This window comes from Dehalogenimonas etheniformans (genome assembly GCF_014672715.2).
Classification (GTDB): Bacteria; Chloroflexota; Dehalococcoidia; order Dehalococcoidales; family Dehalococcoidaceae; genus Dehalogenimonas; species Dehalogenimonas etheniformans.
Genome location: NZ_CP058566.2, coordinates 720,308 through 744,783 on the forward strand (window position 1 = coordinate 720,308; position 24,476 = coordinate 744,783).

General features: G+C 45.0%; 20 protein-coding genes. 5 read left to right on the top strand and 15 right to left on the bottom strand.

Going from position 1 to position 24,476, the window contains the following annotated elements; all coding sequences use genetic code 11:
• Positions 1–36: 36 nt before the first annotated feature.
• From HX448_RS10445 to HX448_RS03715, 4 genes are all read right to left on the bottom strand, one after another.
• A complete protein-coding gene (locus tag HX448_RS10445) occupies positions 37–1,020 on the bottom strand; it encodes a LuxR C-terminal-related transcriptional regulator (protein WP_226846839.1) in 984 nt (327 codons plus the stop codon).
• 152 nt (positions 1,021–1,172) lie between these two features.
• A complete protein-coding gene (locus HX448_RS03705) occupies positions 1,173–2,489 on the bottom strand; it encodes a phenylacetate--CoA ligase family protein (protein ID WP_162485995.1) in 1,317 nt (438 codons plus the stop codon).
• A gap of 171 nt (positions 2,490–2,660) precedes the next feature.
• Positions 2,661–3,290 carry a histidine phosphatase family protein gene (locus HX448_RS03710; RefSeq protein WP_102330821.1) on the bottom strand — a complete coding sequence of 210 codons (630 nt, stop codon included), beginning with the start codon at positions 3,288–3,290 and terminating at the stop codon, positions 2,661–2,663.
• Positions 3,283–4,476, bottom strand: coding sequence for an enolase-like domain-containing protein (locus HX448_RS03715; RefSeq protein ID WP_102330822.1), 1,194 nt, complete (start codon positions 4,474–4,476; stop codon positions 3,283–3,285). Before HX448_RS03715 ends, HX448_RS03710 begins: the two co-directional genes overlap by 8 nt.
• A 206-nt stretch (positions 4,477–4,682) precedes the next feature.
• On the opposite strand from HX448_RS03715, the gene HX448_RS03720 reads away from it, so the two are divergent.
• Positions 4,683–4,880 carry a hypothetical protein gene (locus HX448_RS03720; RefSeq protein ID WP_162485996.1) on the top strand — a complete coding sequence of 66 codons (198 nt, stop codon included), beginning with the start codon at positions 4,683–4,685 and terminating at the stop codon, positions 4,878–4,880.
• Positions 4,881–4,914: 34 nt separating this feature from the next.
• Here the strand turns inward: HX448_RS03720 and HX448_RS03725 are convergent, their stop codons facing one another.
• The gene (locus tag HX448_RS03725; RefSeq protein WP_190259900.1) at positions 4,915–6,984 is read right to left on the bottom strand and encodes a hypothetical protein; all 2,070 of its coding nucleotides are present in this window, start codon (positions 6,982–6,984) and stop codon (positions 4,915–4,917) included.
• 439 nt (positions 6,985–7,423) lie between these two features.
• Between HX448_RS03725 and HX448_RS03730 the strand changes: the two genes are divergently transcribed.
• The gene (locus tag HX448_RS03730; RefSeq protein ID WP_264294076.1) at positions 7,424–8,728 is read left to right on the top strand and encodes an oligosaccharide flippase family protein; all 1,305 of its coding nucleotides are present in this window, start codon (positions 7,424–7,426) and stop codon (positions 8,726–8,728) included.
• Between the two features lie 28 nt (positions 8,729–8,756).
• On the opposite strand, the gene HX448_RS03735 is transcribed toward HX448_RS03730, so the two are convergent.
• The 3 genes from HX448_RS03735 to HX448_RS03745 form a co-directional block, all read right to left on the bottom strand.
• Positions 8,757–9,581 (bottom strand): DUF6541 family protein, encoded by an 825-nt coding sequence (locus HX448_RS03735; RefSeq protein WP_190259902.1) that lies wholly within the window; start codon positions 9,579–9,581, stop codon positions 8,757–8,759.
• Between the two features lie 29 nt (positions 9,582–9,610).
• Positions 9,611–10,621 (bottom strand): glycoside hydrolase family 18 protein, encoded by a 1,011-nt coding sequence (locus HX448_RS03740; RefSeq protein ID WP_190259903.1) that lies wholly within the window; start codon positions 10,619–10,621, stop codon positions 9,611–9,613.
• A gap of 139 nt (positions 10,622–10,760) precedes the next feature.
• Positions 10,761–12,449: an InlB B-repeat-containing protein gene (locus HX448_RS03745; RefSeq protein WP_190259904.1), complete on the bottom strand. Its 1,689-nt coding sequence runs from the start codon at positions 12,447–12,449 to the stop codon at positions 10,761–10,763.
• Between the two features lie 558 nt (positions 12,450–13,007).
• Between HX448_RS03745 and HX448_RS03750 the strand changes: the two genes are divergently transcribed.
• Genes HX448_RS03750 through HX448_RS03760 form a run of 3 tightly spaced genes read left to right on the top strand, consistent with a single transcriptional unit; the run spans position 13,008 to position 15,988 of the window.
• Entirely contained in the window at positions 13,008–13,718 is a 711-nt protein-coding gene (locus HX448_RS03750) for a glycosyltransferase family 2 protein (RefSeq protein WP_226846878.1), read from the top strand.
• Between the two features lie 3 nt (positions 13,719–13,721).
• Positions 13,722–14,876: a glycosyltransferase gene (locus HX448_RS03755; RefSeq protein WP_190259906.1), complete on the top strand. Its 1,155-nt coding sequence runs from the start codon at positions 13,722–13,724 to the stop codon at positions 14,874–14,876.
• On the top strand, positions 14,858–15,988 hold the full coding sequence (locus tag HX448_RS03760; protein WP_190259824.1) for a glycosyltransferase family 4 protein: 1,131 nt from the start codon (positions 14,858–14,860) through the stop codon (positions 15,986–15,988). Before HX448_RS03755 ends, HX448_RS03760 begins: the two co-directional genes overlap by 19 nt.
• Positions 15,989–16,049: 61 nt before the next feature.
• Here the strand turns inward: HX448_RS03760 and HX448_RS03765 are convergent, their stop codons facing one another.
• The 7 genes from HX448_RS03765 to nadE all read right to left on the bottom strand — a co-directional run bounded on the left by HX448_RS03765 (position 16,050) and on the right by nadE (position 24,475).
• Positions 16,050–17,777 (bottom strand): hypothetical protein, encoded by a 1,728-nt coding sequence (locus HX448_RS03765; protein WP_190259825.1) that lies wholly within the window; start codon positions 17,775–17,777, stop codon positions 16,050–16,052.
• A 79-nt stretch (positions 17,778–17,856) separates the two neighbouring features.
• Positions 17,857–19,107, bottom strand: coding sequence for a nucleotide sugar dehydrogenase (locus HX448_RS03770; protein WP_226846841.1), 1,251 nt, complete (start codon positions 19,105–19,107; stop codon positions 17,857–17,859).
• Positions 19,108–19,109: 2 nt separating this feature from the next.
• On the bottom strand, positions 19,110–20,024 hold the full coding sequence (locus HX448_RS03775; RefSeq protein WP_190259827.1) for an SDR family oxidoreductase: 915 nt from the start codon (positions 20,022–20,024) through the stop codon (positions 19,110–19,112).
• Positions 20,021–20,728: a polysaccharide deacetylase family protein gene (locus HX448_RS03780; RefSeq protein WP_425490953.1), complete on the bottom strand. Its 708-nt coding sequence runs from the start codon at positions 20,726–20,728 to the stop codon at positions 20,021–20,023. The genes HX448_RS03775 and HX448_RS03780 overlap by 4 nt, the downstream gene beginning before the upstream one ends.
• A 349-nt stretch (positions 20,729–21,077) precedes the next feature.
• Complete coding sequence (locus HX448_RS03785) at positions 21,078–22,439, bottom strand: phenylacetate--CoA ligase family protein (RefSeq protein WP_190259829.1); 1,362 nt, start codon at positions 22,437–22,439, stop codon at positions 21,078–21,080.
• A 4-nt stretch (positions 22,440–22,443) separates the two neighbouring features.
• On the bottom strand, positions 22,444–23,472 hold the full coding sequence (locus tag HX448_RS03790) for an adenine nucleotide alpha hydrolase family protein (RefSeq protein WP_190259830.1): 1,029 nt from the start codon (positions 23,470–23,472) through the stop codon (positions 22,444–22,446).
• The gene (gene nadE / locus HX448_RS03795) at positions 23,465–24,475 is read right to left on the bottom strand and encodes an NAD(+) synthase (protein WP_190259831.1); all 1,011 of its coding nucleotides are present in this window, start codon (positions 24,473–24,475) and stop codon (positions 23,465–23,467) included. Before nadE ends, HX448_RS03790 begins: the two co-directional genes overlap by 8 nt.
• Position 24,476 lies beyond the last annotated feature (1 nt).

The following is a 24,476-nucleotide window of genomic DNA, read 5'->3' on the forward strand; positions in this document are numbered from 1 at the left end:
ACGATCCATGATCCTTTGGGCGAAGACTAATTGTGATTATCCACTTTTAGGCAGCGATTGAAATGCGGCCAAAACCGCAAGCTGCTGCCTGTTTTTTATTTCCAATTTGTGCAGGATATTTCTGATGTGCATCTTGACGGTGTTTTCGGTAATGAACAGGGTTTTTGCAAGCTCCTTATTCGTTGCGCCCTGAGAAACAAGCTTGGCAATCTCCATTTCCCTTCGCGAAAGGACTGAAATCAATTCCTGGCTGGTTTTTTTATTCTGTATTACGGAAGGCGATAACCTTTGGTTATCTAAAGCACCATACTGAGGTTTGACCGCGACAGCATTTTCTTTATACTTGGTGACTATCTGTTTGGTCAGCCTATTATTGGGAATAATTAAAAGCTTACCATCAGGAGTCTTAATTTCGACGCAATGCCACCCCATATTGATAACAACGCCCTGTTCGCCATCCTGTAGTCTTATAGTCTCACCAATTTGAATTTGTTCTCGAATACCAAGCTGAAGGGCGGCGAAATAGTCTGGTCCGGCATCTCGAATTAATAAAAAAAGAACAGCGAATAGCGCAAGGACTGAAACAAATATCTGAGTCGAAGCGACTCCCCATACTCCTGCCGCGACGAGTGAGGCAAGAATCACGGTTGTAGCGACAACAACATTACGTATACCGCTGTAAAAAGGATTTGAGGCTATTTGACCTTGGAAATAACTCGCAATTCTGTTTGTGAAGACCATGGCCGATAGCGTGGTGATCAGCATCATAATTGACAAGATGAGTTTTACAAGATCGGTTTTCCAGGGGATGTCTTGTGATAGGGCGAAGACTCCAATAAGAAGGCCAATAAGCAGAGAAAGGATCAGCATTGGATGCCAAATCGCGCCAATGGCGATATAGGTAGGCCAATTTCTGCTTTCAGCCCACTTTTGCAGCACGTCCAGGATTAGGATTCTAAGAAGCAAAAAGATTGTTGCAGCGAAGAAGAAAAGCAATAACGGTAATATATACTCAGACACACCCCTATCCATCCCGCCATTTTTCGAGAGAGCATTATACCATATATGGTTCAGGTGTAATTAGGTTGGGTGCTAAATCGATCAAATTTGGTAATGATTTTTCGGATAAAAACAGTGGGCAAGCGTCAGATGACAAAAGCCATCCTCAAAATTCATAACCCATTTGGTGATACGGTCGGTTCAACCTTTGACAGCACATACAATTTTTTACCGGATGGAAGTGGTTCAATGTCGTCAACAAGATTTAGCTGGACATTCATTTCCTGACCCAGAGCCTGTTTGATATTTGCTATTATGTACTCAAAATCCGATTTTCCACTATTTGGGTCTACAATAATCTTGACCGAGATATGATCTTTAGATTCTTGGATTAACTGGTACTGTTTTATTTTCTGGTACTGGACTTTTCCTTCATTTGAGTCATCGCATCCAGGATAAAACAAGTACGGCACAAAACATGGTGACATTGGAATCCCATTGCAGCCTCGAAGGATCTGGTTACTTCTCCCCGTAACTGATCGAAGGGTGGGTAATGGACTCCCGCAGGAGCAGATGTCTGGGCCACGGACAGCCAAGTCCCCAAGATCGCATCTGATAAACGGCATGGCATAATTGTGAAGGTTGGTCACGACAACCCGACCCTCTTCCCCATCGACAGCATTGCTCCCATCTTCTTTTATTATTTCAACATATTCGTGGAACCCTAGAGTGTGGATCAAGCCTTGGAGGCACTCTCCTCCCAAATTGTTGGTTTCTCTGGAGCCATAAAAATTAAAAACTTTAGTGCCCCAAACTTTTTCGATAGTGTTTCTCATTTCGTCAGTGAGAGTTTCTGCAGAACTAATTACTATTTTGGGATGATGCGTTTGAAATTTATTAAATTCTATAAATTGGCAAAGATGGAAGAGAGAACTCGCATAACCGCGAATTAAATCTGGTTTAAATTTGTTTATGATGGAGATATATTGAACAAGATCTGTGTCAGTCATTTTGAAACTATTTAAAAGAATCGTATTGGTCAACGAGTACAAGGACCTGGAAACTATGTCCTTTTGATTGTGGAGATACTCGTCATGCGATCCCCAGAGAATTATTTTTTTTAGCGAACCCTCGTTGATTCCCAGGATTTTATCGTAGTAGTAGCGGTTGGCGACTCTTCCCCAACGGACATATTCTCTATCTTGCGTAAACAACGTTGGTTCACCGGTCGAACCGCCAGTTGAACTGGTGAAAGAATGGCGTGACTTATGATCCGTTGATAATAAGTCAGTTCGATGTTTTTTCATCAATTCTTTAGTCAGAATCGGGATCTTGTTAAAGTTATCGAAATCCACCTTTCCGCCAGATATCAATCTGATCTCATTAAGAACTCGTGTGTAATAAGGCACTTTTTGATAAGCGTGGAGGAGTAACGATTCCAGGTGTTTCCGCTGGAAACGAACCAGGTCCTCCCGGTTTTTGATTGTCATTACGTCCTGGTACGACCGTTGGATTCCAAGATTCTGGAGTAGCGAAGGAATATTGATTGGAAACGTTCTCATTAGCGCACCTTACACGGAAACGTAAACAGGGTAAATATAGAGGGGCGATTGTTCCATTTCATCCAAGAATCCTCTGTTTTGAAAAATTTCTTGAGGGATCTACCAAGAATTTTGTGACTTGGCACAGAGTTGGTGTGTCGTCATGCCGGTAAGAGCACCGTCCGAAAATGCAAAACATGTTAAGGTTAAATTGGGCACTTCAAACTCAAGAGATTCTTCCCAGGTCCTATTCAGAATAACACCATGGAACTGCTGAAGGAACACGCCGTGCGATACAACCAAAATACCGAAATCACCACGATGTTGTGATAAGAAATCATAAAACTTTTCGGCTCGATGCCTCAGTTCCGGAAATGACTCGCCGCCCGGCGGATTTAATGAATGCGTGTCATTGCCGGCGTGGAGATACTCTATCGGTGGGTTCATTAGTTTTACCTGGTCGACTGTTTTACCCTGCATCTCGCCGAAGTTTCTTTCATTAGCTAGGGAACATTGAATAATCGGCAGTCCATTCGAAAGAATCTCAGCAGTCTGGATTGAACGATGCAACGCCGAGCAGATGATTGCACGTATGTTTAGACCAAGTAAACTAAGTGTTTTAGCTGCTTCGACGGTGTCTTTTATTCCAACGGCATTCAGTTGAACATCCAACGAACCAGCGTATCTTTTTTGGATATTGAAATCAGTTTGTCCGTGTCTAACGGTACAAATAGTTGAATGTTTACTCATTTGTGCATCCAAGCCTGATCAATTCGTTGAATCTTATTATCGAAGAATAATCGGAAAACAAAGGGCCTATTTTAAAATATTCAATACCGTATTCACATATTACTCTTGATAAAAAGGTCGATTCTGTGCTGATAGACCGGTGTGAGGCGATGATAATTTGATTAGTGGATCTTGCGGTCTGCACCGTCGCGATCGTTGAAGAGATTGTACCAGCTTGATCAGGTTTCAGAACCAGACCGTTGGTATAACCTTCCTGCGCTCCGGTTTTCAGCCTTTCGGCGTTAGAGGAGTACAGATTATCCCCAATGATCCGACAATTGCTTTGTTGAGATGTAAGGTCACGCCAATTCCCAAAATCTTTCTCATGGAAGGGGTCTTCAAGGAACTTCACATTGTATTGATCGATGAGGTCTACCCAATATGCCAGCAATCTGTCACGTGTCTTAATCGAATGATCCGTGATTTTGAACTTGTAGGCATTATCTTCGAGAAGATCACCACCAGAAGCATCTATCATAAGATCGTATTGGTCTTGGAGATTTAAGTTTGTAAGAATGCCAAGGAGAAACTCTATGCACTCACGATTGTCTTTCGTTACGAATCGATGCACTATATTCCCTTCTACCGACACCCGCTCTTTCGACCGGAGTCCTGACCAAACTGCTAATTGTATCAGAGCGTGATCCTCAAGGTTTTTTCTCAATGAAGCCTTTTTGGGTACGAGAAGGTATTCATGGAAATCGCTCAGCACGGGATTTGTATAGGCGTGTTTGCCACCGTTCAGAATGTTTAAACAAAGGCGTGGAAAATTGAAAGATTTTGTGGGGGCTTGGCTGCTTTGAATTTTGTTGCCTTCCAGCGCATTATATAAAGCTAATGACAAGGCGTAACAGTTATTTCGGCCCCAACTTTTCGTTTTTGATTCGAGTAACCTATCAAATTCTGATTGGCTAAGTGGGCCTCTACAGGTGTTAATCTCATCAACAATGGAGGACGGCTCCACGCATCCCGTTCGGTCAACAGACTCGTAAATGCTGATCGTTTCACCCGATGGAGAGGAACCTGAACCCTTACGCCCGTCTTCCAAGTGTATAGTGAATTCATTGGTGAACTGGACATGTGAGTTGAGGATTTGCCTTACCTCGATTTTTCTAATCCCATTCATAGCAAATCCAATGACAAACACCCATTAGTATCCGATAAATTGATCCACTCAACACAGTTCGATTATTGCATTTTTTGAGACAGTTTCCAATTAATTAATATTCGAAATTGAAACGTTAACCTTGATCGATGTTGTGAACTACAAGGGGATTTTACGAAATTCTGCGGTCGTCACGACGCCTGGCAAAAAGACGATTAAGCTCCATGACAATAACCACAATAGAGAAAATGATGATTAAACCTGTCGCAATGATCTCACCCCATAAGATGGTTTTGTTGGTCTCCGTCGATATGATGCTACCGCCGTTAGCTGAGATGGCTATCAAATATATACCCCACGCGACGGCCAAGGCGATCAGTAGGGCTTGGCTGATTATTACGATCAGTGAAAACCTGACTCTTCTTCTTGATCTCGGATCCTGCTGATTCATTAAGATTCAATCCGGAGCTTTGCGTTCTTTCAACGATTATTTTTAAGCTGCTTAAAACGTACTAAAAGAACCATAATCAGTATAATACTAAGTGCAATAGACCAACCAACCAGTGTGGCCAGGAGGTTCCATCTGACGACAGTGCCATTCGAAATCTCATTATTTGGTTGTATTGATATCTCGACCGCTTCGGTGGCAATATCGAAAAATCCGGCAGTTTGTTCGACCGCGACTGTAAAATTATAACTTCCGTTTCCCCAGTCTGTCTCCGGGATATATTGCAGCAATCCATTGTCATCACTGAGGCTTAATGAATAGTATTTAGTATCGATTACCTTTTCATCGTGAATTACTTCAAAGACGAGGGTTATACTTTCTAAACCTAGTGTTGTTACGGGAGAAGGCAGCCGGTAATCGATGTCTATTCGGGAGATCGAACCATCACTCGCATACAATGGCAGAATCTCGGCCACAATCGATTCCATGAGTTGTTGCTCGTCTGATCGGGTTTGTTGTGGAGGGATTTCTTGTACTGAAAATGAGGTGGGATTAATAGGCGCCAATAAACCGTAAATTGAAAAATGACTTATTGGGGCAGTGACAGTGTCTGAGACCGGGTCAACGGCACTTTGGAGCTTGATCCATTTTGTTCCATCCCACCAGCCAATATAAAGGTCATCCTCCTGGCAGCCAACAGGCAATTTGTCAACCTTGTAGGAAATCATCAAATTGACCGAAGGATTAAAGGTTGCACCTACAGGCCCCATCTCGTACGCACACAGGACTTCTGCTATAGGAGTTTCAGGTAAAATTCCGGTAATCGGCTGAGCGGAGAGGAATGGCTGCGCGGCTCCAGCGGCGTTCCAAATATATACGCTTGCAGGAATCTGCAAAGTTAGCTCTCCATCCGGCGTTTGGATTTTACCGACTGTTAACGATTTTCCGTTTCCGTCCATGAATGGAGATGTTCCCGATAGGTTAATACCAACAAGTTGGGCGCCAAATCCACCGCCACCTCCGCCAGTATTGATTGTAACCGTTGGTTGTGAAGGTGTGACTGCTGTCGTAGTAGGCGGAGGCGTCGTCGTAGTAGGCGGTGGCGTCGTCGTAGTAGGCGGCGGCGTTGTCGTAGTGGGCGGAGGGTTTGTAGTAGTAGGCGGAGGCGTTGTCGTAGTGGGCCGAGGGTTTGTAGTAGTAGGCGGAGGTGTCGTAGTAGTAGGTGGAGGCGTTGTCGTAGTAGGCGGAGGCGTTGTCGTAGTAGGCGGCGGCGTTGTCGTAGTAGGGGGCACAACCTCTGTAATTGCTGCCATATAGTTTTCAAAGGCAGGAGAAGGCAACTGTTGCAAACTAATAGAACAGTAGGCAGCTCCAAATCCGTAGTTGATGGCGCTGTTGGTTGACGAAGCATCATAACTACCACTGTATGACAGAACAAAACATTGATTAGTGAAGAATTTTTCCTGTCCGACAGGAGCTAACCCTGGTGCCCGGGTATTGTATTCCTCACTGGTAAGCACCGCGTTGACTATTGGGAAGATATTGGAATTTATACGGGAGGGACGCACATACTCGTCCGGGCAACCAACGATCACGAACATGTTATGCTCTTTGGCGTGGTTGATATAATACTCTGCCGTTAATCCTTTCCATGCTTCAGCGGTGGTGGCGTTGTATTTAGGATTACCAATCACCGACAAAATGGGGGGACTACTCACGCCAGCCCCGCTGCCGGGGGCTACCAGTGTTCGATCAAGGAATGCGTCCTGCCAAGTCCTTCCGGCTACTGGTGTATAGAGACCACCTTCATCGAAGAATACACCATTTAAACCGATATTTACGGCCTGGTTTATAAGCCTATCAAGTCCTGCTGGCGTCTTGTCCGTAGTATCGAGCTCGTTCCAGATGTAACCGCGCATGCCCCCTGTCGGAATATAGGCGCACAGAGTAATGCCGGCGTTTTTGCAGAGTGTAATGTCAGACGGTGGGATCCTGGGCCAGGTTGACAAGTCTAAAATAACGTATTCCGGCTTGGAGGCTATGAGTCTGTCACGGATACTAGCCGACCAGCCGCCGAAATAGAAAACACAGGCAGGCTTCATTGTTGAAGCGGCCGATGCTTTATGAGAAACGGTCGGAATAAAGGATACGAATAAAAAAAGTACTACGACTATTGGAAGAACTAATTTAGCCTTCATATTGTTTTTGAGTCCATACCGTTTTTGAAATCTGAACTATTTATTTAGATGACAATAAGAATAAACGCAGCGGAGTACGTTGGGTATCCCATAATAGTAACCCTTACTTTTGGATATAGTTGACCATAAAAGCCTTGGTTCAATTGTGGTGAAGTATGCCTGAGAATTTGTTCAAATGGGTAGGTAGGCTTTGCACCCTGGTAGCATTTAGATTAGACTAGGCTGATTTGAACTTCGGGATCAGATTTGTCAGCGTGAACGTAGAACGTGGAAACTGATTTCACCTTTTCGTAGAAGAATATTGGGAAATGGGTTGAATCCAACGTTTCGGTTACTTCAGAGAGTGGTTTCGTCCGGTTATCGAGCGATCCTGAAAGAAGAGATCGGGCCGGAAGCCAAGAATTTCATCAATAATCTCCTTATAGTGACCCTCGGGTCCGGATTAGCATCTTTGGGCACTTTTGCTTTTACTATCCTGGGTGGTCGTCTGCTCGGGCCGGAAGAATTCGGGAAATTTTCGCTTATCCAGTCGGTAGCATTCATATTGTATATTCCGATGCTCGCAGGGTTCGGCGTCGGCCTAGTCAAATATGCAAGTGAAACCTCAAATCTCCTCCAACAAAAAAAAATCCTTGGGACGACATTTAGACTGACAGCCTTAACTACGGTGGTCTCGGTTATTGTCATCCTGCTCCTTCGGCCTTGGATTATCGAGATATTCTCTATCACACCAGAAATGCTTATCATCGCCCTGTTCGTTAGTGTTGTTTACGTACTGTCGTCGATGGCCAACAGTGTCCAACGCGGCCTTAAACTGATGAAGTCATATGCGGTGTGGCAGCCGGTTTATGCTTTCATTTTGCTTGTTTTATTCGGAGTATTCGCTTTCTTGCGCGTTGATTCATTCCGTGCCATGGCACTACCTTTGTTGGTAGCTTACGGGATTACTGGTCTCGGCATCATGATAATGCTAGGTGTTAGAAATCACTTGAGCTTTGGATATGATTACAACACGGCAAAGAAATTGATGAAATATTCATTTTTTGGCCTGATTGTGCTGATCAGCTCTTCGATCTATACCAACGTTGGCAGGATTTTCGTTGCGCACTACTTAACCTTCTCCGATGTTGGAGTATATAGTGCGTATTTCGGATCCTCGATAAACCTTGGGTCGATCCTCTTCCTGACGTTTAATGCAGTCTTTTTCCCCACCATTTCAGGTTATGAAGACCAGCGGCCAGTACTTGCCAAGTTCGAAAGGATACTACCCTATTTCGTAATAGGTGGAATAACAGGAGTTTTCATATTTGAATCAATCGCTCTCAGGTTGTTTGGAGAAGGTTATCCAAGAGACATCTGGTTGATGGTGTTGTTTGCTGCCACGACGGTGCTCAACATTTGGTATCTAGTATATTCCAATGTGTTTAACGCCAAAGGTCTTAGAGGTGCTAAATATAGTGCCGTAACCGTAGTCATCATGGCACTTGTCATTTTCTCGTTGAGTTTTGGGTTAATCCCAATATTTGGGGTAGCTGGTGCTGTCGGTGCGTCTGCAATATCTTTTGGAGTTGGGATCATCTTCCTGCGAGGCTTTAGACAACAGGTATTTGGCCGATTGAACGATCAACCCCCGACCAACCTCAATTGATATATGGCTCTACGCATTCATGGTTAGGCTAAGTATCCAGCACGTCAAACCATAGGTATAAAGGCGAAAGATAAGGTTGTCCATTTATTAGGAGTGAAATCTCAATCTTCTGATCCTGGCCTGAGGAATCAAAAATAAAAGTCAGCGGCTCCTGTCGGGTCTGCCCGTCAGCCAGGACGAGGTCCGACCATGTATCGACTGTGTTCCCATTCTTCTTAAGTTCAACCGCGTAATTTAGCGTTTGTCCCTCATGGTTAAATATGGAGACATAAACCGTGAAAGCCTGATTGATCGGCAGGGTATTGGGAAAATGGGTATTACCTTCCGCTGAAGAGGCTATCGTAAATTGAGTGAATTCTTCCCCGGTCTTGGGTGCGTTGAAGAAGTATATAATCGCTGACATTGCGCCCAAAGCAATGAAGATAGAGAAGAAAAAGAATGTTTTGTTAAAAGCCGATTCTGGGCGTGAGAACCAGGCAGATTCAGACACTCTGGAAGTAGGATGGTGAATATCCAGGTTGGAGGATGCGAATCTGTGTCGAACGACGGCAATAAAAAGGCAAAATGTTGTAAAAAGAGCCAATGCGTAAGTCACCGAAACCATGTTTATGCCCCAAGGAGTTGAATTCAGACCGAGGCCAACAAGGGTTGCCACCAGCATACTTAAAGGCACGCTCAGAAAAAGCCTTTGGGTAGACTGAATGGTAAGCGCACTTAAAAGCGCATAACCCGGGAAAAAAAGAAGGAATGGTATACCGATGCCAACGCGTATAGGGGCTATCGGAATAAGGGTCTCGGCAACCACTAGAAACCAGGTAAGAACATTAATAAATATGAATTTAGGTAAGCTCATCAGTCGGCCTGTTCCAGATCAATGAACAATCAACTTCCTTGTCTCGTCGTTCCGGTCAATAATTGTTCGGTAATGGAGTTAAGCAGCGATTTTCCATTTTCTATATTGAGAGGCGCCTTGTAAACAGCAACGCCGAGATAACCATGTTCGATCACGTATTTGGTCTTTTGTCTGACAAGGTCAGATCCGTTAAACCAGATTATCCCACCCGGTACCGAGGGCTCTGAAACGGAATTCGCACCAGGGCTTGGAGCGTATTTGTTAGCAATGTAGTCGTAGCGGAAAAAACCGGTAGCGGCGTCCCGACCATAAAACGGTATCCCCAACAACAGTTTATTCTTGGGAATACCACCCTGAAAATACAGGTCTATAGCTTGAATCGAGTCTTCGTAGGTAGAATGTTCGGGATAGCCGACCGTGTAATAAATATCATAAGCCATTACATCGATCCAATCGAGGTATGCTGCGGCGTAAGGCAGCACATTGAGGTTCTTGGATTCCACCGCAATAGATAATTTAAGGTTCGAATTCTCGAACGAGGTTGCCAGTTCGACGATGAAATCTGAAAATGTAGCTGCATCGGAGATAGGCTCAATATCTAAGTTTACGCCATAAAGGCCATAAGAATTGCAGAAATCGATGAGATTCTTAATGAAGAGCTGTCTTGAGGATGATTCTATGGTCGGGAAAAACGTTGAATTCGGCCATTTGCCGACCACGGCGATCCACGGATGTACATCGTGGGATTTTGTTTTATTGACGAAATCGGACAACGCATTATCGGGCCATGAATAAACTAGTGTACCGTCTTCGGGATCGACATCGACGTATTCATAGACGGCATCTGTAAAATGGCTCCAATCAATCTTATTGAGGTCTTTCTGGTCTGCCCAGGCAAAAAAAGTGACTAGTCGCATGTTATTGTTGGGTTTTAAGTCCGCCTCGGTAGGGATTGCCATGCAGGACTGGAGCATGCAACATGAACTAATCAAAGCGAGGAGGAGGATACGTTTGGGGGAGGTGCTTTTTAGGATCGCCATAATACAACGTATTATATCCACCGTTAAATGGCACGGCAAACTAGCCAGAATATTAACTGGACGGGTTAACCCTGATATTTATAAAAATGAAGTTAGGTTGGTGGTGATACATTATGGCATCACCACCAACCAATTACCTTTAGCTGGTCTTCTCGAACACCGCTATTATCGAAGAAGGCTCGGTCATTATCCATGAAGTCGGATTTTCTTTCCAGCCTGCATATTTGGGATTTTTCAGCCAATTGCTTGGCCAGGTCCAGGTGCGGAATCTGTATCCCGGCTCTGGGATGGCAATTAGGGTGACTGACTGCCCTTTAGGAATCTGATATGTACCAGCCGTAATCACCTTGCCATTGAGGGACACTTTACCCAGTCCCTTCGTGCCTATAACGAGGTTGTAGTATACCTCTTCTGGTGGTTTCACGAGTGCAGAGAAAGTCGCTTGAAGGTTGATGTTGCTATTGACCACGAAATCGATCGTCTGGTTTGCGGATGTTATGGAACCTGTCCAACCGGCAAATGTAAAGCCACTGGCCGGGACGGCGGTGACAGTCATAGTTGAACCTGCCAGGGCAGTCCGTACGCCTTGTGGGGATGTTGTTCCCGAGCCCAGGGTTGAAATGTTCACCGTATACTGTTGGGTTTGGGGTGCCTCTACCCTATCGAACACCGCCACTATAGATGTTGATTTGACCATGGTCCAGGATGTCGGATTGTCTCTCCAACCAGAATAGCCAGGATTGTTCAACCAATTGCTTGGCCAGGTCCAGGTGCGGAAGACGTAACCTGGCGCCGGGGTGGCTACGAGATTTACAGTAGCGTTAGCAGGTATTTGATTGCTGCCCTGGGGTAGTACGGTCCCGTAATTGCTAATTGTGCCCTGACCCTGGATCGAGACATTCAAACTGTAAGTCATACCCGTTGTCGGAGGTGTCGTTGTAGTAGGCGGCGGCGTTGTCGTAGTAGGGGGCACAACCTCTGTAATTGCTGCCATATAGTTTTCAAAGGCAGGAGAAGGCAACTGTTGCAAACTAATAGAACAGTAGGCAGCTCCAAATCCGTAGTTGATGGCGCTGTTGGTTGACGAAGCATCATAACTACCACTGTATGACAGAACAAAACATTGATTAGTGAAGAATTTTTCCTGTCCGACAGGAGCTAACCCTGGTGCCCGGGTATTGTATTCCTCACTGGTAAGCACCGCGTTGACTATTGGGAAGATATTGGAATTTATACGGGAGGGACGCACATACTCGTCCGGGCAACCAACGATCACGAACATGTTATGCTCTTTGGCGTGGTTGATATAATACTCTGCCGTTAATCCTTTCCATGCTTCAGCGGTGGTGGCGTTGTATTTAGGATTACCAATCACCGACAAAATGGGGGGACTACTCACGCCAGCCCCGCTGCCGGGGGCTACCAGTGTTCGATCAAGGAATGCGTCCTGCCAAGTCCTTCCGGCTACTGGTGTATAGAGACCACCTTCATCGAAGAATACACCATTTAAACCGATATTTACGGCCTGGTTTATAAGCCTATCAAGTCCTGCTGGCGTCTTGTCCGTAGTATCGAGCTCGTTCCAGATGTAACCGCGCATGCCCCCTGTCGGAATATAGGCGCACAGAGTAATGCCGGCGTTTTTGCAGAGTGTAATGTCAGACGGTGGGATCCTGGGCCAGGTTGACAAGTCTAAAATAACGTATTCCGGCTTGGAGGCTATGAGTCTGTCACGGATACTAGCCGACCAGCCGCCGAAATAGAATACTGAGACTGATTTGGAGGTTGATGAAGTGGTCGAAGCCGCAGAGGTAGCAACGGGTGCCACGAAGGCTCCGACTGATAATGAAACAATACAAAGAATACCGATTATAAGCCTAGAAAACATTCTACAAACCCCGCATTATTAAAGTTTTTATATTGTAAACGCCGTCCGCGACTCAGGGTATGCCAAAATAGTAATGTTACTTTTGCCGGTTCAAAGCGAAGACGGCGGATAAAAATGAGACGACTCAACAGGAAGAACCTTTGCCAATAGGCGTTATTGAGCTTCGGCATGAAGTTGATTCAAAACATCGAACAATACGATCCATAACTACCAAATTGGGAGACAACTTCCGATGGCGGTTGTCATTCTAAAATGCTTTAATTTTTTAAGGTACTAGCAAAAAGCTGCCAGCACTGTAACCGGAAATAAGTAAAATGACTATACCCCAGATGGGTGATTTTCTGTAATCCTTATGGAGTATTTCAGCCAAAAACGCATTTGAAAACAAAAAAACGCCTAGATTGTTGACAATACCTTTAGAAATTCGGTAACTTAAGCTCGATTGAATGTCACAGAAGTTGGACGGACCTAGTGTACAGGAATAAGTCGGTTGCATTGGTGATCCCGGCTCATAATGAAGAACGCTTTATCCTAAAAACACTGGCTAGTGTCCCTGAATTTATCGACAACATATTCCTGATTGATGATGCCAGCACGGATTCTACCAATATTCTGGCATCCTCGGCGGCCGAGTCAGATCCCAGGATAAAAATCGTGAGATTGCACAAGAACAGTGGAGTGGGCGCCGCAGTAATTTGTGGATACGGGCTTGCCTTGGACCAAGGTTCCGATATTGTTGCTCGAATGGATGGCGACAACCAGATGCCACCATCGATGCTGACAAAGCTACTTGATCCAATTGTCGAAGGTGCGGCTGAATTCACCAAAGGAAACCGACTCTCGAACTCCAATCATCGAAAAGCGATGCCAAGATTCAGATTGATTGGAAATACACTTCTGACCGCACTCACCAAGATCGCTTCTGGATATTGGAACATTGAGGACCCTCAAAATGGGTTCGTTGCCATCTCGCGGGCGACGCTCCAAAGTCTTGATTTACACGACTTGCGGAAAGACTTCAGCTTCGAGAATGATTTACTCATCCATTTGGGCATGATTCGGGCGAGGGTTGTAGATGTCCCGCACCCCGCGATTTATATGGGACAAACATCAAAAATTCGTTATCTGAAGTTCATCCCCGCGACTTCCTGGGTACTTTTTACAGGTTGGTTGCGCCGCTTGAAAATAAAATTTGGCGGTTCCAATTAATCCATGTCTTCTGATCGTATTGTTTTGTTGGTTGTAACAAGTACTTTCCACGCTGCCTTAAAGGAATTGGTAGCAATCCAGTCCGAGGTTTATGAAACCCATGTGGTTTATATTGACTACCCCGGCGTCTCCGGTTCGGTAGACCGGGGTAACTTTGTCGCATATCCAATCAAATACAGGGGCAAGACGCCTTTTCTCGCAGAGATGGGATTGTTTGAATCTCTCGCGATAGTACCCACGTTATTTGAAATGCTTAGGACCACACATCGTATCTTAAAGGAGCATTCAGTCAATATCATACATGCCCATTGGTCGCTCCCGGCGGGTTTTATAGCTGCTCTTGCAAAAGGAAAAACACCCGTGGTGCTAACATTGCGCGGGTTGGATGCAAGGTTGCAGCGTAAACAAAAGCTTTTTCAACCATTCGCCAATTTCGCGCTACGCCAGGCATCCAAAGTAGTGGCTCTTGGAAGCGATCTGAAAAGGCAAGCCGCCGAGTTGGGATGCCCGGACACAAAGATCATGATGATGAATGTCGGTGTAAATATGGATAGATTTAAGCCAGCCAATAAAACCAATGCAAGGACATCCCTGAATGTTCCTGATGTGTTCACCGTAGTCTATGTCGGAAATTTGATCAAGCTTAAAAGGGTTGACATGGTGATACGCAGCTGTTCGGAACTTGGACCGGAACATGATTGGCGTTTGATGATCATAGGCAGTGGGCCTGAAGAAAGCCAATTAAAATTGTTGGCTTCATCCATCGGCTGTTCCAAAAGGGTATCTTTTATTGGCCAGGTAAGTTATTCAAAGATACCTCAATACGTGGCCTCTGCCGATGTTCTCATGCTCCTGTCAGAAAGCGAAGGACTCCCAGGTTGTATTCAAGAAGCGTTCGCTTGCGGTGTTCCCGTCATCGCGACTGCCGTTGGCGGCGTTGTTGACCTTGTCAAAGACGGCGATAATGGTTTTTTGGTTCGGACATGGGAAGAAGCGCGAGACCGATTGGAAAAAATGATTTCTAATCCTGATCTTACTCTTCGGCTAGGTGCTAGCGCTTACAAGTATGCTCAAAAGAATCTTTCGCTTAACAGTATCGCCAATGACCTTGACAATATCTATCGGAGGCTGATTACAGGATGCCCACAAAGCAAATAACAAAGATTGGGTTACTATCCTTTTTTGGCAGGAGTACCCAGGGTGAAACACTCTTACACCGCTTGGTGACGTTACTCAGCACGATAGATCCCTTTCTTCATGTAGTAGCCCCAGATTTGGACCAGGGAGATTTTCCCAAGATTTCAATCCAGCCTATTCGTTATCAGGTTGGAACTAACTCATTAACACAACTCTGGAATCAATTGAAAATGCAACTTCAAATGTCAGTTGCTGTCATTAGGAGTTCCGGTAAGACCGACGTGTGGCTTTTATACGGAGGGGATATATTAATATTACCCATGGTGGCCGCAAGATTGATGCGGAAACCCGCATGGTTAATCTTGGCCGGTAATCTCGAATCAGAAATCAAGCTCAAGAAGAATCCTCTTAACATTCTGCAACGGGCGTCACGTTATATTTGCTTGCACTCTGCAAACCGCATCGTCCTCTATTCCAGCCTACTAATCGAAGAGTGGAATCTCAGGCGTTTTAACCGGAAAATAGCCATCACCGATACTCATTACGTCAATACAACGAAGTTTGTTCCGGTAAAACCATTTTCTGAACGGGAATTTGACATAGGATTTGTTGGGCGTCTTAGTCCAGAGAAGGGCATTATGAATTTCCTACGCTCTTTACCCTTCGTGAGACAACAAGGTGTCGATATAAAGGTGCTTATCGTTGGTGGCGGACCGTTGGAGCAAGCTGTTGTTGACTGGATCGAATCGAATCAGCTTGGAGCCTGTGTTATCTTCCGCGGAAAAGTGCCTCATGAAACTATCCCGGGAATTTTGAATGAAATGAAAATTTGCCTTTTGCCATCATATACCGAAGGGATGCCAAACGTTGTGCTCGAATCGATGGCGTGTGGTACTCCAGTAGTAACTACCCCGGTTGGAGCTATCCCTGATGTCGTGCGCCATCACGACACTGGATTCATCATCAAAGACAATTCGCCTGAGAGTATTGCCCAGGGGATAAACGATGCCCTGGTGTCAGAGGATCTTGCTCGAATCTCCATAAAAGCCAGGGAACAAATTCTAAACTCGTTTACCTTTGAACGTGCTCAGTCGCGATTAAAAAAACTCCTAGGATGGTCTAGAGACAGCTAGAATCTATCTCGTTGATGTTGCATTTGGTTAATATTGTGAAAACAACATCCTGATATGTTGGTCACTCTACCCTGTTTGCAAAGACGCTCAGATCGTTTGATTCATATATTTTATTAAAGACCGTCGAGCCTGAAGTCTCAAGCTGGCGCATCTCGTCTATTGCAGATTTGGTCGCCGCGGTATACAGCCCCTCCTCGTCAAGGGCTCTTCTATTCACAACGATCCAGCGGAAACTTTCGAATTTGATGGGGCTTTCCAAGGAAAAGGCATTTTCGCCCAACACATTATCGGTATAATATACAGCCATAACGGCATTCAGGTTTGCAAGAAATGACACAACGTGCGTATTGGATTGTGCCTGTGAACGAGGCAAAGCACTGAAATCCAGTGTTTGTGCCAGGCTGAAATCCTCAAGGGAAGCGCGGGCTCCAGCCCCTTTGACTTCAGGGTTCCATTCAGTAGGATGAAGGGTGAATATGTTGATGGCTACAAAAAAAACAACGACAGCCATCGCACCCACGCGCTTCAATTTGTTGTTCATATTGATTATGGAAAAAGCAAGAGCCCCAAAGGCGAAGATCCAACCAAAAGTTAGGAACCTATCAGCTAGGATCCTTTGGGGGAGCAAAAATGAGAAAAGCAAAGCAGCGAAGCCGCAGGCGAACAGATACAATGAAAATGTTTGAAGATCAGTAGATCCCGGTCCCTCGCGCGGTTTCATTTTGAACAGTAATATTACTCCGAACACCAGATAACAAAAGTATGAACCATAGATTAGAAAATAATACCTTGCGTTGGGTAGTGCGGCAGTAATACCCGTACTAGCTGCATAAGTGTCGACACCCCAGGTAGCAGGGTCAAAGACACTCTCAATGAACGTGATAAAGACATGCAGTGGCAACAACACTGAAGTAACCCAAAAAGTAGCAGTAGCAACAATTGCAAGGAGCAGTATAGACAGGGTTACTCTTTGACCAGTTAACCCACCTTTAAACAAGCTGGTTTGAACAAATCTTACTTGGGTAATTTTAGAAACCAAAAAACCAATAGCGAAGAAAGTGATTAACATCGCTGCGGTAAAGTGATGCGATAGTACCACACCGCCCAAGAAAGCCATTGACAGAATTCTGAGCGCCGTTGAGTGGGATGAATGGGAGGATGCCCAATAGCAATATACACATCCAGTTGTGAACACGATTGCGAGTGTTTCTCGAATGAAAAAAGATCCAAATAGCATCTGATGCTGAAGAATGGCGAACAAAAATACTCCAAGCAATGCTATCTTTTCGGTTTGGAAAATCTGCTTGAAAAGGGCGAAGAGCAACGGAATTGAAGTAACGCTAATGACTGACGGCACCCATTTAGCTACATTATAAGGCTCTATCCCCGTTACCAGAGTTATCTGTGCCCCAAGGATATGTACAAGTGGGAAGCTAGTTGTTTCTTGCTCGAGTTCAGCCAATCCCCCAATATGACCGCTAGCCAGAATGCTTTTTACTGAAGACAGGTCAAAATAAGCGTCGGAACCCCAGATTCCAAATCCGGGAATTTGAAAAATTAGGTGGAACGTTAGGGCAAGAACAAAGACCTCTCCCAATACGGTTAGTGCGAAATTGTTGCGCGGATTTAATGCAAAAATTTGGAAGAGAATTGTGGCTGCCATTAATCCAGAGGCCGCGATGAATAGAAACGGCGGGAAAGGTACGTGGTATCGCATACCAAGCATATAGGTTAAAAGTAGCAGGGTAGAGGCGACAAATATTATGGTCGAGCTAATTTTTACATTCAATACCGTCTCACGCCATTGTCGCGTTTTTCATTTGTGCGCTAGGCTTAAGACATAAGTATGTCTGAAGCCAGACTGTCGATTACAATGAAAAATAGGAAAAACCCTCGTTACGGGCTTCTTCCCGCGGGAACAAACCCCTGACATCAACCAATACTGGGCCGGGTTTCATGATAGCCTTCATATCAGCTAATGTGTAGGGATTAAAATTTGAATGCTTCACAGTAATGATGACACAATCGAGACCACTGAGTGCCCTTATGTCGCTGACCGGTTTCACTCCGAATTGTCCCGGGATGTCATCGACTAAAGGATCGTGAGCGAAGATATCTACGCCGTATTCTGAGAGTTCTTTAATAATCTCCTTGCTTGGTGTTTCTCTGATGTCCGGAACATTTTCCTTATAGGTCAAGCCCATGATCAGCACCTTCGATCCCTTGATCAGCCTCGACCTATCATTAATCAGCCTGATTGCTTGTTGGGCGACGTATTGCGGCATACTGTCGTTGATTTCGCGCCCCGCCAGGATTACCTGCGAATGGTACCCTAACTCTCGGGCTTTGTAGACAAGATAATATGGATCCACCGGGATGCAATGGCCGCCAACCAAACCCGGGGAGTATCTCGCAAAATTCCATTTTGTTGCTGCCGCATCAAGTACTTCATCGGAATGGATGCCCATGCGGGCGAAGATCATACTAAGTTCGTTGCACAGGGCAATGTTTATGTCGCGCTGGGTGTTTTCGATTATCTTGGCAGCTTCTGCTGTCTTTATATTCCTTGTTACATGCACCCTCTGACAAACCTTGGAGTAAACATATTTCAAAAGGCTGGTGGTTTCATCATCCTGTCCACTGACGAGTTTTGTAATTTTATCGACGCCGTGCTCAGGGTCGCCAGGATTAATTCGCTCCGGTGAATAGCCTACCTTGAAGTCAAGGCCGCATTTCCAACCGAATTTTTCAATTTCGGGGACGACAATCTCCTCGGTAGTACCAGGATACACGCTGGATTCAAGAACTACGGTGCATCCCTTCTTAAGATTTTTTCCGATGCTCTGAGCGGCGGAGAGGATACAACCCAGGTCGGGGTCCTTATGCCGGTCTACGGGTGTTGGCACTGCGATAACATTGATATCAGCCTCGCAAATACCTGAATCGTCATTTCTGATGCTGAATGTTTCACTATTGTATGGCTTTAATTCATCGATTTTCTTGCTGCTGGAGTCAAAACCAACCACGTTGAAATGTTTGGAGAACGCCAGGGCCAGGGGGAACCCCACATAACCCAACCCGATCACGCAAATGGTAAGGTCATTTAGTTTATTTTCCATTCTCATCCACCTGTTATCATTTCTCGGAGGCCTTTTTCAAGATTATATTTTGGATGATAGCCGAACGAGCCCGCGGAATCAATGCTTGCGAGGCTGTCTCTAACGTCTCCCTTCCTGGGAGCCTGAAATTCGGGTAGTATATTCCTACCAAAAATCGCATTTATCCGGCCGGCAAGTTCTAGGATACTTATCGGGCTTCCCGAGCCGATATTATATACTCCGTTTTCTGCCCGTTCGGCCGCCAGGATATTGGCTTCTACCACGTCTTTCACATAGGTGAAATCTCTTGTTTGTTTTCCGTCGCCATAGATTACCGGGCTTGAACCGTGTTTGATGCGTTCGACAAATTGAGGAATCACCGCTGCATATGCCGAATCGGCGCGCTGGCGAAGCCCGTAAACGTTAAAGTATCGCAAACTTACCGTCGAAAGCCCGTAAACTTGGCTGAATATTCGGCAGTATTCCTCGCCCACCCTTTTTGTCAGGGCATAAGGTGATTTTGGGTTGGGTTGCATTGATTCTTTTTTGGGCAGTTCCAAAGTATCACCGTAAACCGAGGACGAGGAGGCGAAAACTACTTTACTGACACCGCAATCTTTCGCAGCGACGAGAACGTTCAACGTCCCCCGGATGTTGGTATCATTGGTGGAAATCGGGTCTTCGATACTCTTTACTACATTCGGGATCGCTGCTTGGTGGAATACAAAATGGGCATCCGAAAATTGTCGACGTAACATCTCCAAATCCATAATGGAACCCTCGACAAACGTGATGTTGTCACGATTGAGCAGTTGGGCGATATTCTCGAATTTGCCTGTCGATAAATTGTCGATGATAACGACCTCGCCTTTTTGAGACAAAGCCTCGGCGAGGTGAGAACCGATAAAGCCTGCTCCGCCTGTGACGACCATTTTCATTTCTTTTTACCTCGCAGACGCATCCTATTTTTTATCCAAAAGTTGATATTGAGTAACGGTAGTGCTGCCCCGCTCACCAGGGCTTTGAAAATCGAAAAATCAACTGTTCCGTTCAGCCTTTTTAAAGTCAGGAGCCCGCTGTTAGTATCGACAAATCCTGGCACTGTTGTCGTTGCCGTAACGTAGCCATATTGTTGGAGCTTATGGGGCAACGTCTCATCGAACGAACCTGAAGGATAACAAAAATGGTCAATAGGATAATTGACCATTTTTTCCAATGTGATCTTTGAACTGCCTAATTCAAATTCGAACTCTGATTGGCTTGTTAGCTTCGTACACTCCGCATGGCTCTGGGTATGGGAGCCTACCTCTAAGATGTCCCGATTCAATCCTGCGATTTGTTTTTCGGAGACTATCTTTAGAGATTTCGGAACATTGCGCGGTTCTGGGAATTGATTTAGTACAGCGCGGCGAGCGCTGTCAGGTATGGATCGGAGATGATGGATGGCGTCTGAAACTGCTTTTGAACGGCTTGATTCGTCGTCAACATAATACGTAACCGTTTGGCCGCAGGCAGTAAATGCGAAATTTCCGACGGGACTGCGGTCAATGGCCAAAGCAACCCGGTCCGGCCACAACACTTGATCTCGGCCAACTGCTTCGGATACGACATAAAGACATCCCTTGGCTTCAAGCGTCTCCATGCATGGGTAAGCCAACTCGGCAATATCAGCGAAACCGTCATCAAATGTCAAAACTACCTGTTTACCGACCGGAGCTCCACTAGCTAATTTGGATACCAGCCCGGATAGGGTAACAAATGTATATCCATGCCGTTTTAGGTAAAGGATCTGCTTGTTAAATTCCGACATCGGCAAGTGCATGTCGCAATATGATTTAGAAGGATTAAAATCATCAGGACTTATATTGTGGTACCACAAAATGATGCATTTGTTTCGGTTCAGATATCGGGAAATGCTATTAATTCCGAATAGATCTAGGCATTCTGCAACTACATTAACTAGGAATGATGGGTAATTCATCTTCTTCAGATCAGCGATTCGTTTCTGAATTATTGTTTAATCGTTGCGCTTTATCAATCATCGTAAAGACCCTCAACCTCTTCCCCTGAGGTGTCACAGGTATCTCGTTAACTGTTTCCCAATTTACGATGCAATCCTTACCCATGAGCGAGCGAATCTTGTGTTCAAAATCCCTCTGGTCCTTAAGTACCACTTTTCCTCTTGGTACGATTTTTATTCTGATCCGTTTGTAATCTTCTTGTATTACCTGGAAATCTCCGATCCATTTATAAGAGATTAATGAAAGACGAAAAACATAGGGCGATATGAGGGTGCCATCTTCTTTTGAAAAATGTTCTCGGGTTCTGCCGTTAATTTTGGCAATTGTTGGCAGAAAACTTCCGCACTGACAGGTATCGGGCCCTAGGGTTGCCAAATCGCCAATATCATACCTGATCAACGGCATAGAATAATTATACAAGTTAGTGACGACCACTTTGCCGGTTTCTCCCACTTTCACTTGTTGATTCGATTGATTCAACAATTCGATCAGATTGTGAAAGCCCAAAATGTGATAAAGTCCTTTTGGGCATTGACCGGCAAGAGTGCTGATTTCTCTTGAACCGTAAAAATCAAATACTTTTTGGCCAAACGCTTGTTCGATAGTCGCACGCATCTCCTCCGTCAGCATTTCAGCAGAACTGACGACTGCTTGGGGGCGATTTATAGGCATGGAGTGATCCAGAGCAAATTTTGACAACTCGTATAACGATTCGGCATATCCCCTGACTAACTCCGGCTTGTGTTTGTTAATTTTGTGAATACAACTTGACAATATCTCCTGGTTGATGACATGAGTGTTGATAGAAATGGTGTTTCGAGCCCAACCAGACACTCGGGCTTTCCAGGTTGGCATCAGGTCTTGTGGAGAACCCCAAAATAGAAACTTTTTGGCACGTATTTCGTCGATCCCTAAAAAATTCTTGTACCAATAGAGAAAACTGGCTTCGCACCAACGCAGGTAGCGGAGGTCGTGTATAAGTGTGATCGGCTGGCCAGTTGATCCACCAGTGCGATCGTAATGAGTTTTTCCGAGTGTGGTGTCTCTTGACTTCAGGTCATTCCAATTAGCCATGATCAAGTCTTTGGTTAGAAGTGGTACTGATGAGAACCTATTCAGGTATACTTGGCCTTGTTCCACTAACTGTACTTCATCGAACACACGATGGTAATAAGGCACATGGTTATATGCTGAAGTAATCAAATTTGTCAGCGCTCGTTCTTGATGAGCCCACAATCCCTCCTTGCTGGTAATTGTTTCACAGACACCGAGCTCTGAACTCGCATCGCGACCGGAGATCTTTGAAAGTAAAGAAAATACCGTGGCTTTCATAGCACTATTCAAGATAGGACCTGAGTTTATTACCAACTTTATTTAATGCGCCCGCGTCGGCGGATAGATTCAGCCGATTCAAAGCCGCCTGGCGATCAAGACACCCAGTTCGAACCAAATGGGCGAGCTCAAACACATAGGGATTGACTCCGAACCTTTGTTGATGAATGACATTGGCATATGAATTGAGCTGGCAATTGGATGAATTGGGATCCACATCCCTTGGTGGTTCCCACCCCAGGCGCGAGATCGTAGAGTAAATTTGATCTTCATCGTAGGGGAGAAAAGCCAATGGGTGGATATTGTAGGGGAATCGTTCTGGTTGCTCAAAATGCCGTTGAGTTAAGAAATATTTGACTATTTCATCCCCGGCCATTTGGCGAAGGGGAGTAAGGACCGAATGTTGCATCATCTTTACCATAGACGGATTGTTTTTCATAATCGAAGAAGTCAAAGGCGCCTGACCAGGAGACCAACCGTAAATTACATATGGTATGTCATCTTCGATCGCCAACCGCAAGGCCATGAACTTGGTGAAGGTCATGCAAGCCGTGCAGATGGTAGACGCTCTTTCCAAAGTCTTGACCGGGAAAATATCGTTTTCGGCACAATGTGCGAATATGGCTGCTAACAACCTGAAATTTGGCTTAAAAAAGAGGTGATCGACGCCCAAATTTTCAACCAGACTGGCGATATTTTTTAAAGCTTGTGGTGAGATAAAACCATTGTCTAAGGTTGCCGCCAACACGTTTAGGTGATAACGTTCTTTTAATAAACTTAGAGTGTAGGAGCTATCTTTGCCTCCGCTATAACAGATCAACGCGTCATAATGGTGTTTGCCGCGTTCTTGTTCAAATAATTCCTCACATCTAATTTGATATTTAACTTTTTCGTCGGTTTCTGACAGGTTAGATTTATATTCGCTACAATGATTGCATACGCCAAATTCGTCGATATGTACTCCCGGGAATGTTTCCGGGAGAACGCATTCGGCGCACACCTTGGCAGTACATTCTGTCACTTCTTTAGTCACCTGAGTTCACTGACCCCTTATTCGTGAGTTCTCCAATCGTAAAATCCGTACTTGGTGGTAAGGATCGTAGATGTCTGGTGATATTATATTTTGATCTGATCTCTCGGAAAGCCCTGCCGACCTGGTCTTCTGAAAGTCCCATAACATTGCAGACTGTGGGAATGGGCACATCATTTTCCCATGCAAACAATAACAAATCTAATGTTTGGTAAGGCATTCGAAAATAAAATTCTTCATCGGTGGTTGCTAATCCAAGCGTATCCGGGGTAGGAGGTCTATCTATTATTTCTTTAATGACGTTCATTTCCCTGGCAAGCTCGTAAACCTGAGACTTGTACAAAGCGGCGATAGGTTCGATATCAACACCTCCATCACCGTATTTCACGAAAAACCCCTGAATCAACTCGGATTTGTTGGTGGTTCCACAAACTAAATAATCCAGTGCTTCAGCGATATTATACAAATAGAGCATTCGCGTTCGTTGTTTGCAGTTATTGGCTGCCACGATCTGACGTAATACTTTGTTAGTTACTCTAGCTGATTGAATATTCCCTTGACCATCGTCAGCAAAAACTGTGTAGAAATTATAGCTATCTCGGTTTAATAAATTTCCTGGTAGGACGATTTTGAATTTCCAGGTGGCATCATACCGCGGAAAAAACACCCTCAAGGCATCGATCAGTTGCGAATACGCACCAAAGCTTTCGATGCTTTGAGTGATGTCGATTACTCTGGTCCGAATACCAAGGTGAGCAGCCTGCTCCAGGGCGTATTTTTGAGAAACAGGATCCGAGTCCTTTTCCGGTAATATGAGTCCGATAACGTTTTCGGCTCCGATCGCTTTGACACAAAGAGAGGCGCACAAAGCCGAATCCAACCCGCCACTAAGACCAACGACCACCCCCTGGAGCCTCCGCACGTTGACCTGGTTTTGGATGAAGGCACACACCTTGTCCGTTATACATCTGGTGTCAATCGACAGTATTCCGGAATGAAAATCCATT

What these genes read in the sequence shown, in the direction of transcription:
- HX448_RS03705 (WP_162485995.1), bottom strand. Translation starts at nt 2,489, where the DNA reads ATGACAATCAAAAACCGGGAGGACCTGGTTCGTTTCCAGCGGAAACAC.
- HX448_RS03710 (WP_102330821.1), bottom strand. Translation starts at nt 3,290, where the DNA reads ATGAGTAAACATTCAACTATTTGTACCGTTAGACACGGACAAACTGAT.
- HX448_RS03720 (WP_162485996.1), top strand. Translation starts at nt 4,683, where the DNA reads ATGATGATTAAACCTGTCGCAATGATCTCACCCCATAAGATGGTTTTG.
- HX448_RS03725 (WP_190259900.1), bottom strand. Translation starts at nt 6,984, where the DNA reads ATGAAGCCTGCCTGTGTTTTCTATTTCGGCGGCTGGTCGGCTAGTATC.
- HX448_RS03735 (WP_190259902.1), bottom strand. Translation starts at nt 9,581, where the DNA reads ATGAGCTTACCTAAATTCATATTTATTAATGTTCTTACCTGGTTTCTA.
- HX448_RS03740 (WP_190259903.1), bottom strand. Translation starts at nt 10,621, where the DNA reads ATGGCGATCCTAAAAAGCACCTCCCCCAAACGTATCCTCCTCCTCGCT.
- HX448_RS03755 (WP_190259906.1), top strand. Translation starts at nt 13,722, where the DNA reads ATGTCTTCTGATCGTATTGTTTTGTTGGTTGTAACAAGTACTTTCCAC.
- HX448_RS03760 (WP_190259824.1), top strand. Translation starts at nt 14,858, where the DNA reads ATGCCCACAAAGCAAATAACAAAGATTGGGTTACTATCCTTTTTTGGC.
- HX448_RS03770 (WP_226846841.1), bottom strand. Translation starts at nt 19,107, where the DNA reads ATGGAAAATAAACTAAATGACCTTACCATTTGCGTGATCGGGTTGGGT.
- HX448_RS03775 (WP_190259827.1), bottom strand. Translation starts at nt 20,024, where the DNA reads ATGAAAATGGTCGTCACAGGCGGAGCAGGCTTTATCGGTTCTCACCTC.
- HX448_RS03780 (WP_425490953.1), bottom strand. Translation starts at nt 20,728, where the DNA reads ATGGAGACGCTTGAAGCCAAGGGATGTCTTTATGTCGTATCCGAAGCA.
- HX448_RS03785 (WP_190259829.1), bottom strand. Translation starts at nt 22,439, where the DNA reads ATGAAAGCCACGGTATTTTCTTTACTTTCAAAGATCTCCGGTCGCGAT.
- nadE (WP_190259831.1), bottom strand. Translation starts at nt 24,475, where the DNA reads ATGGATTTTCATTCCGGAATACTGTCGATTGACACCAGATGTATAACG.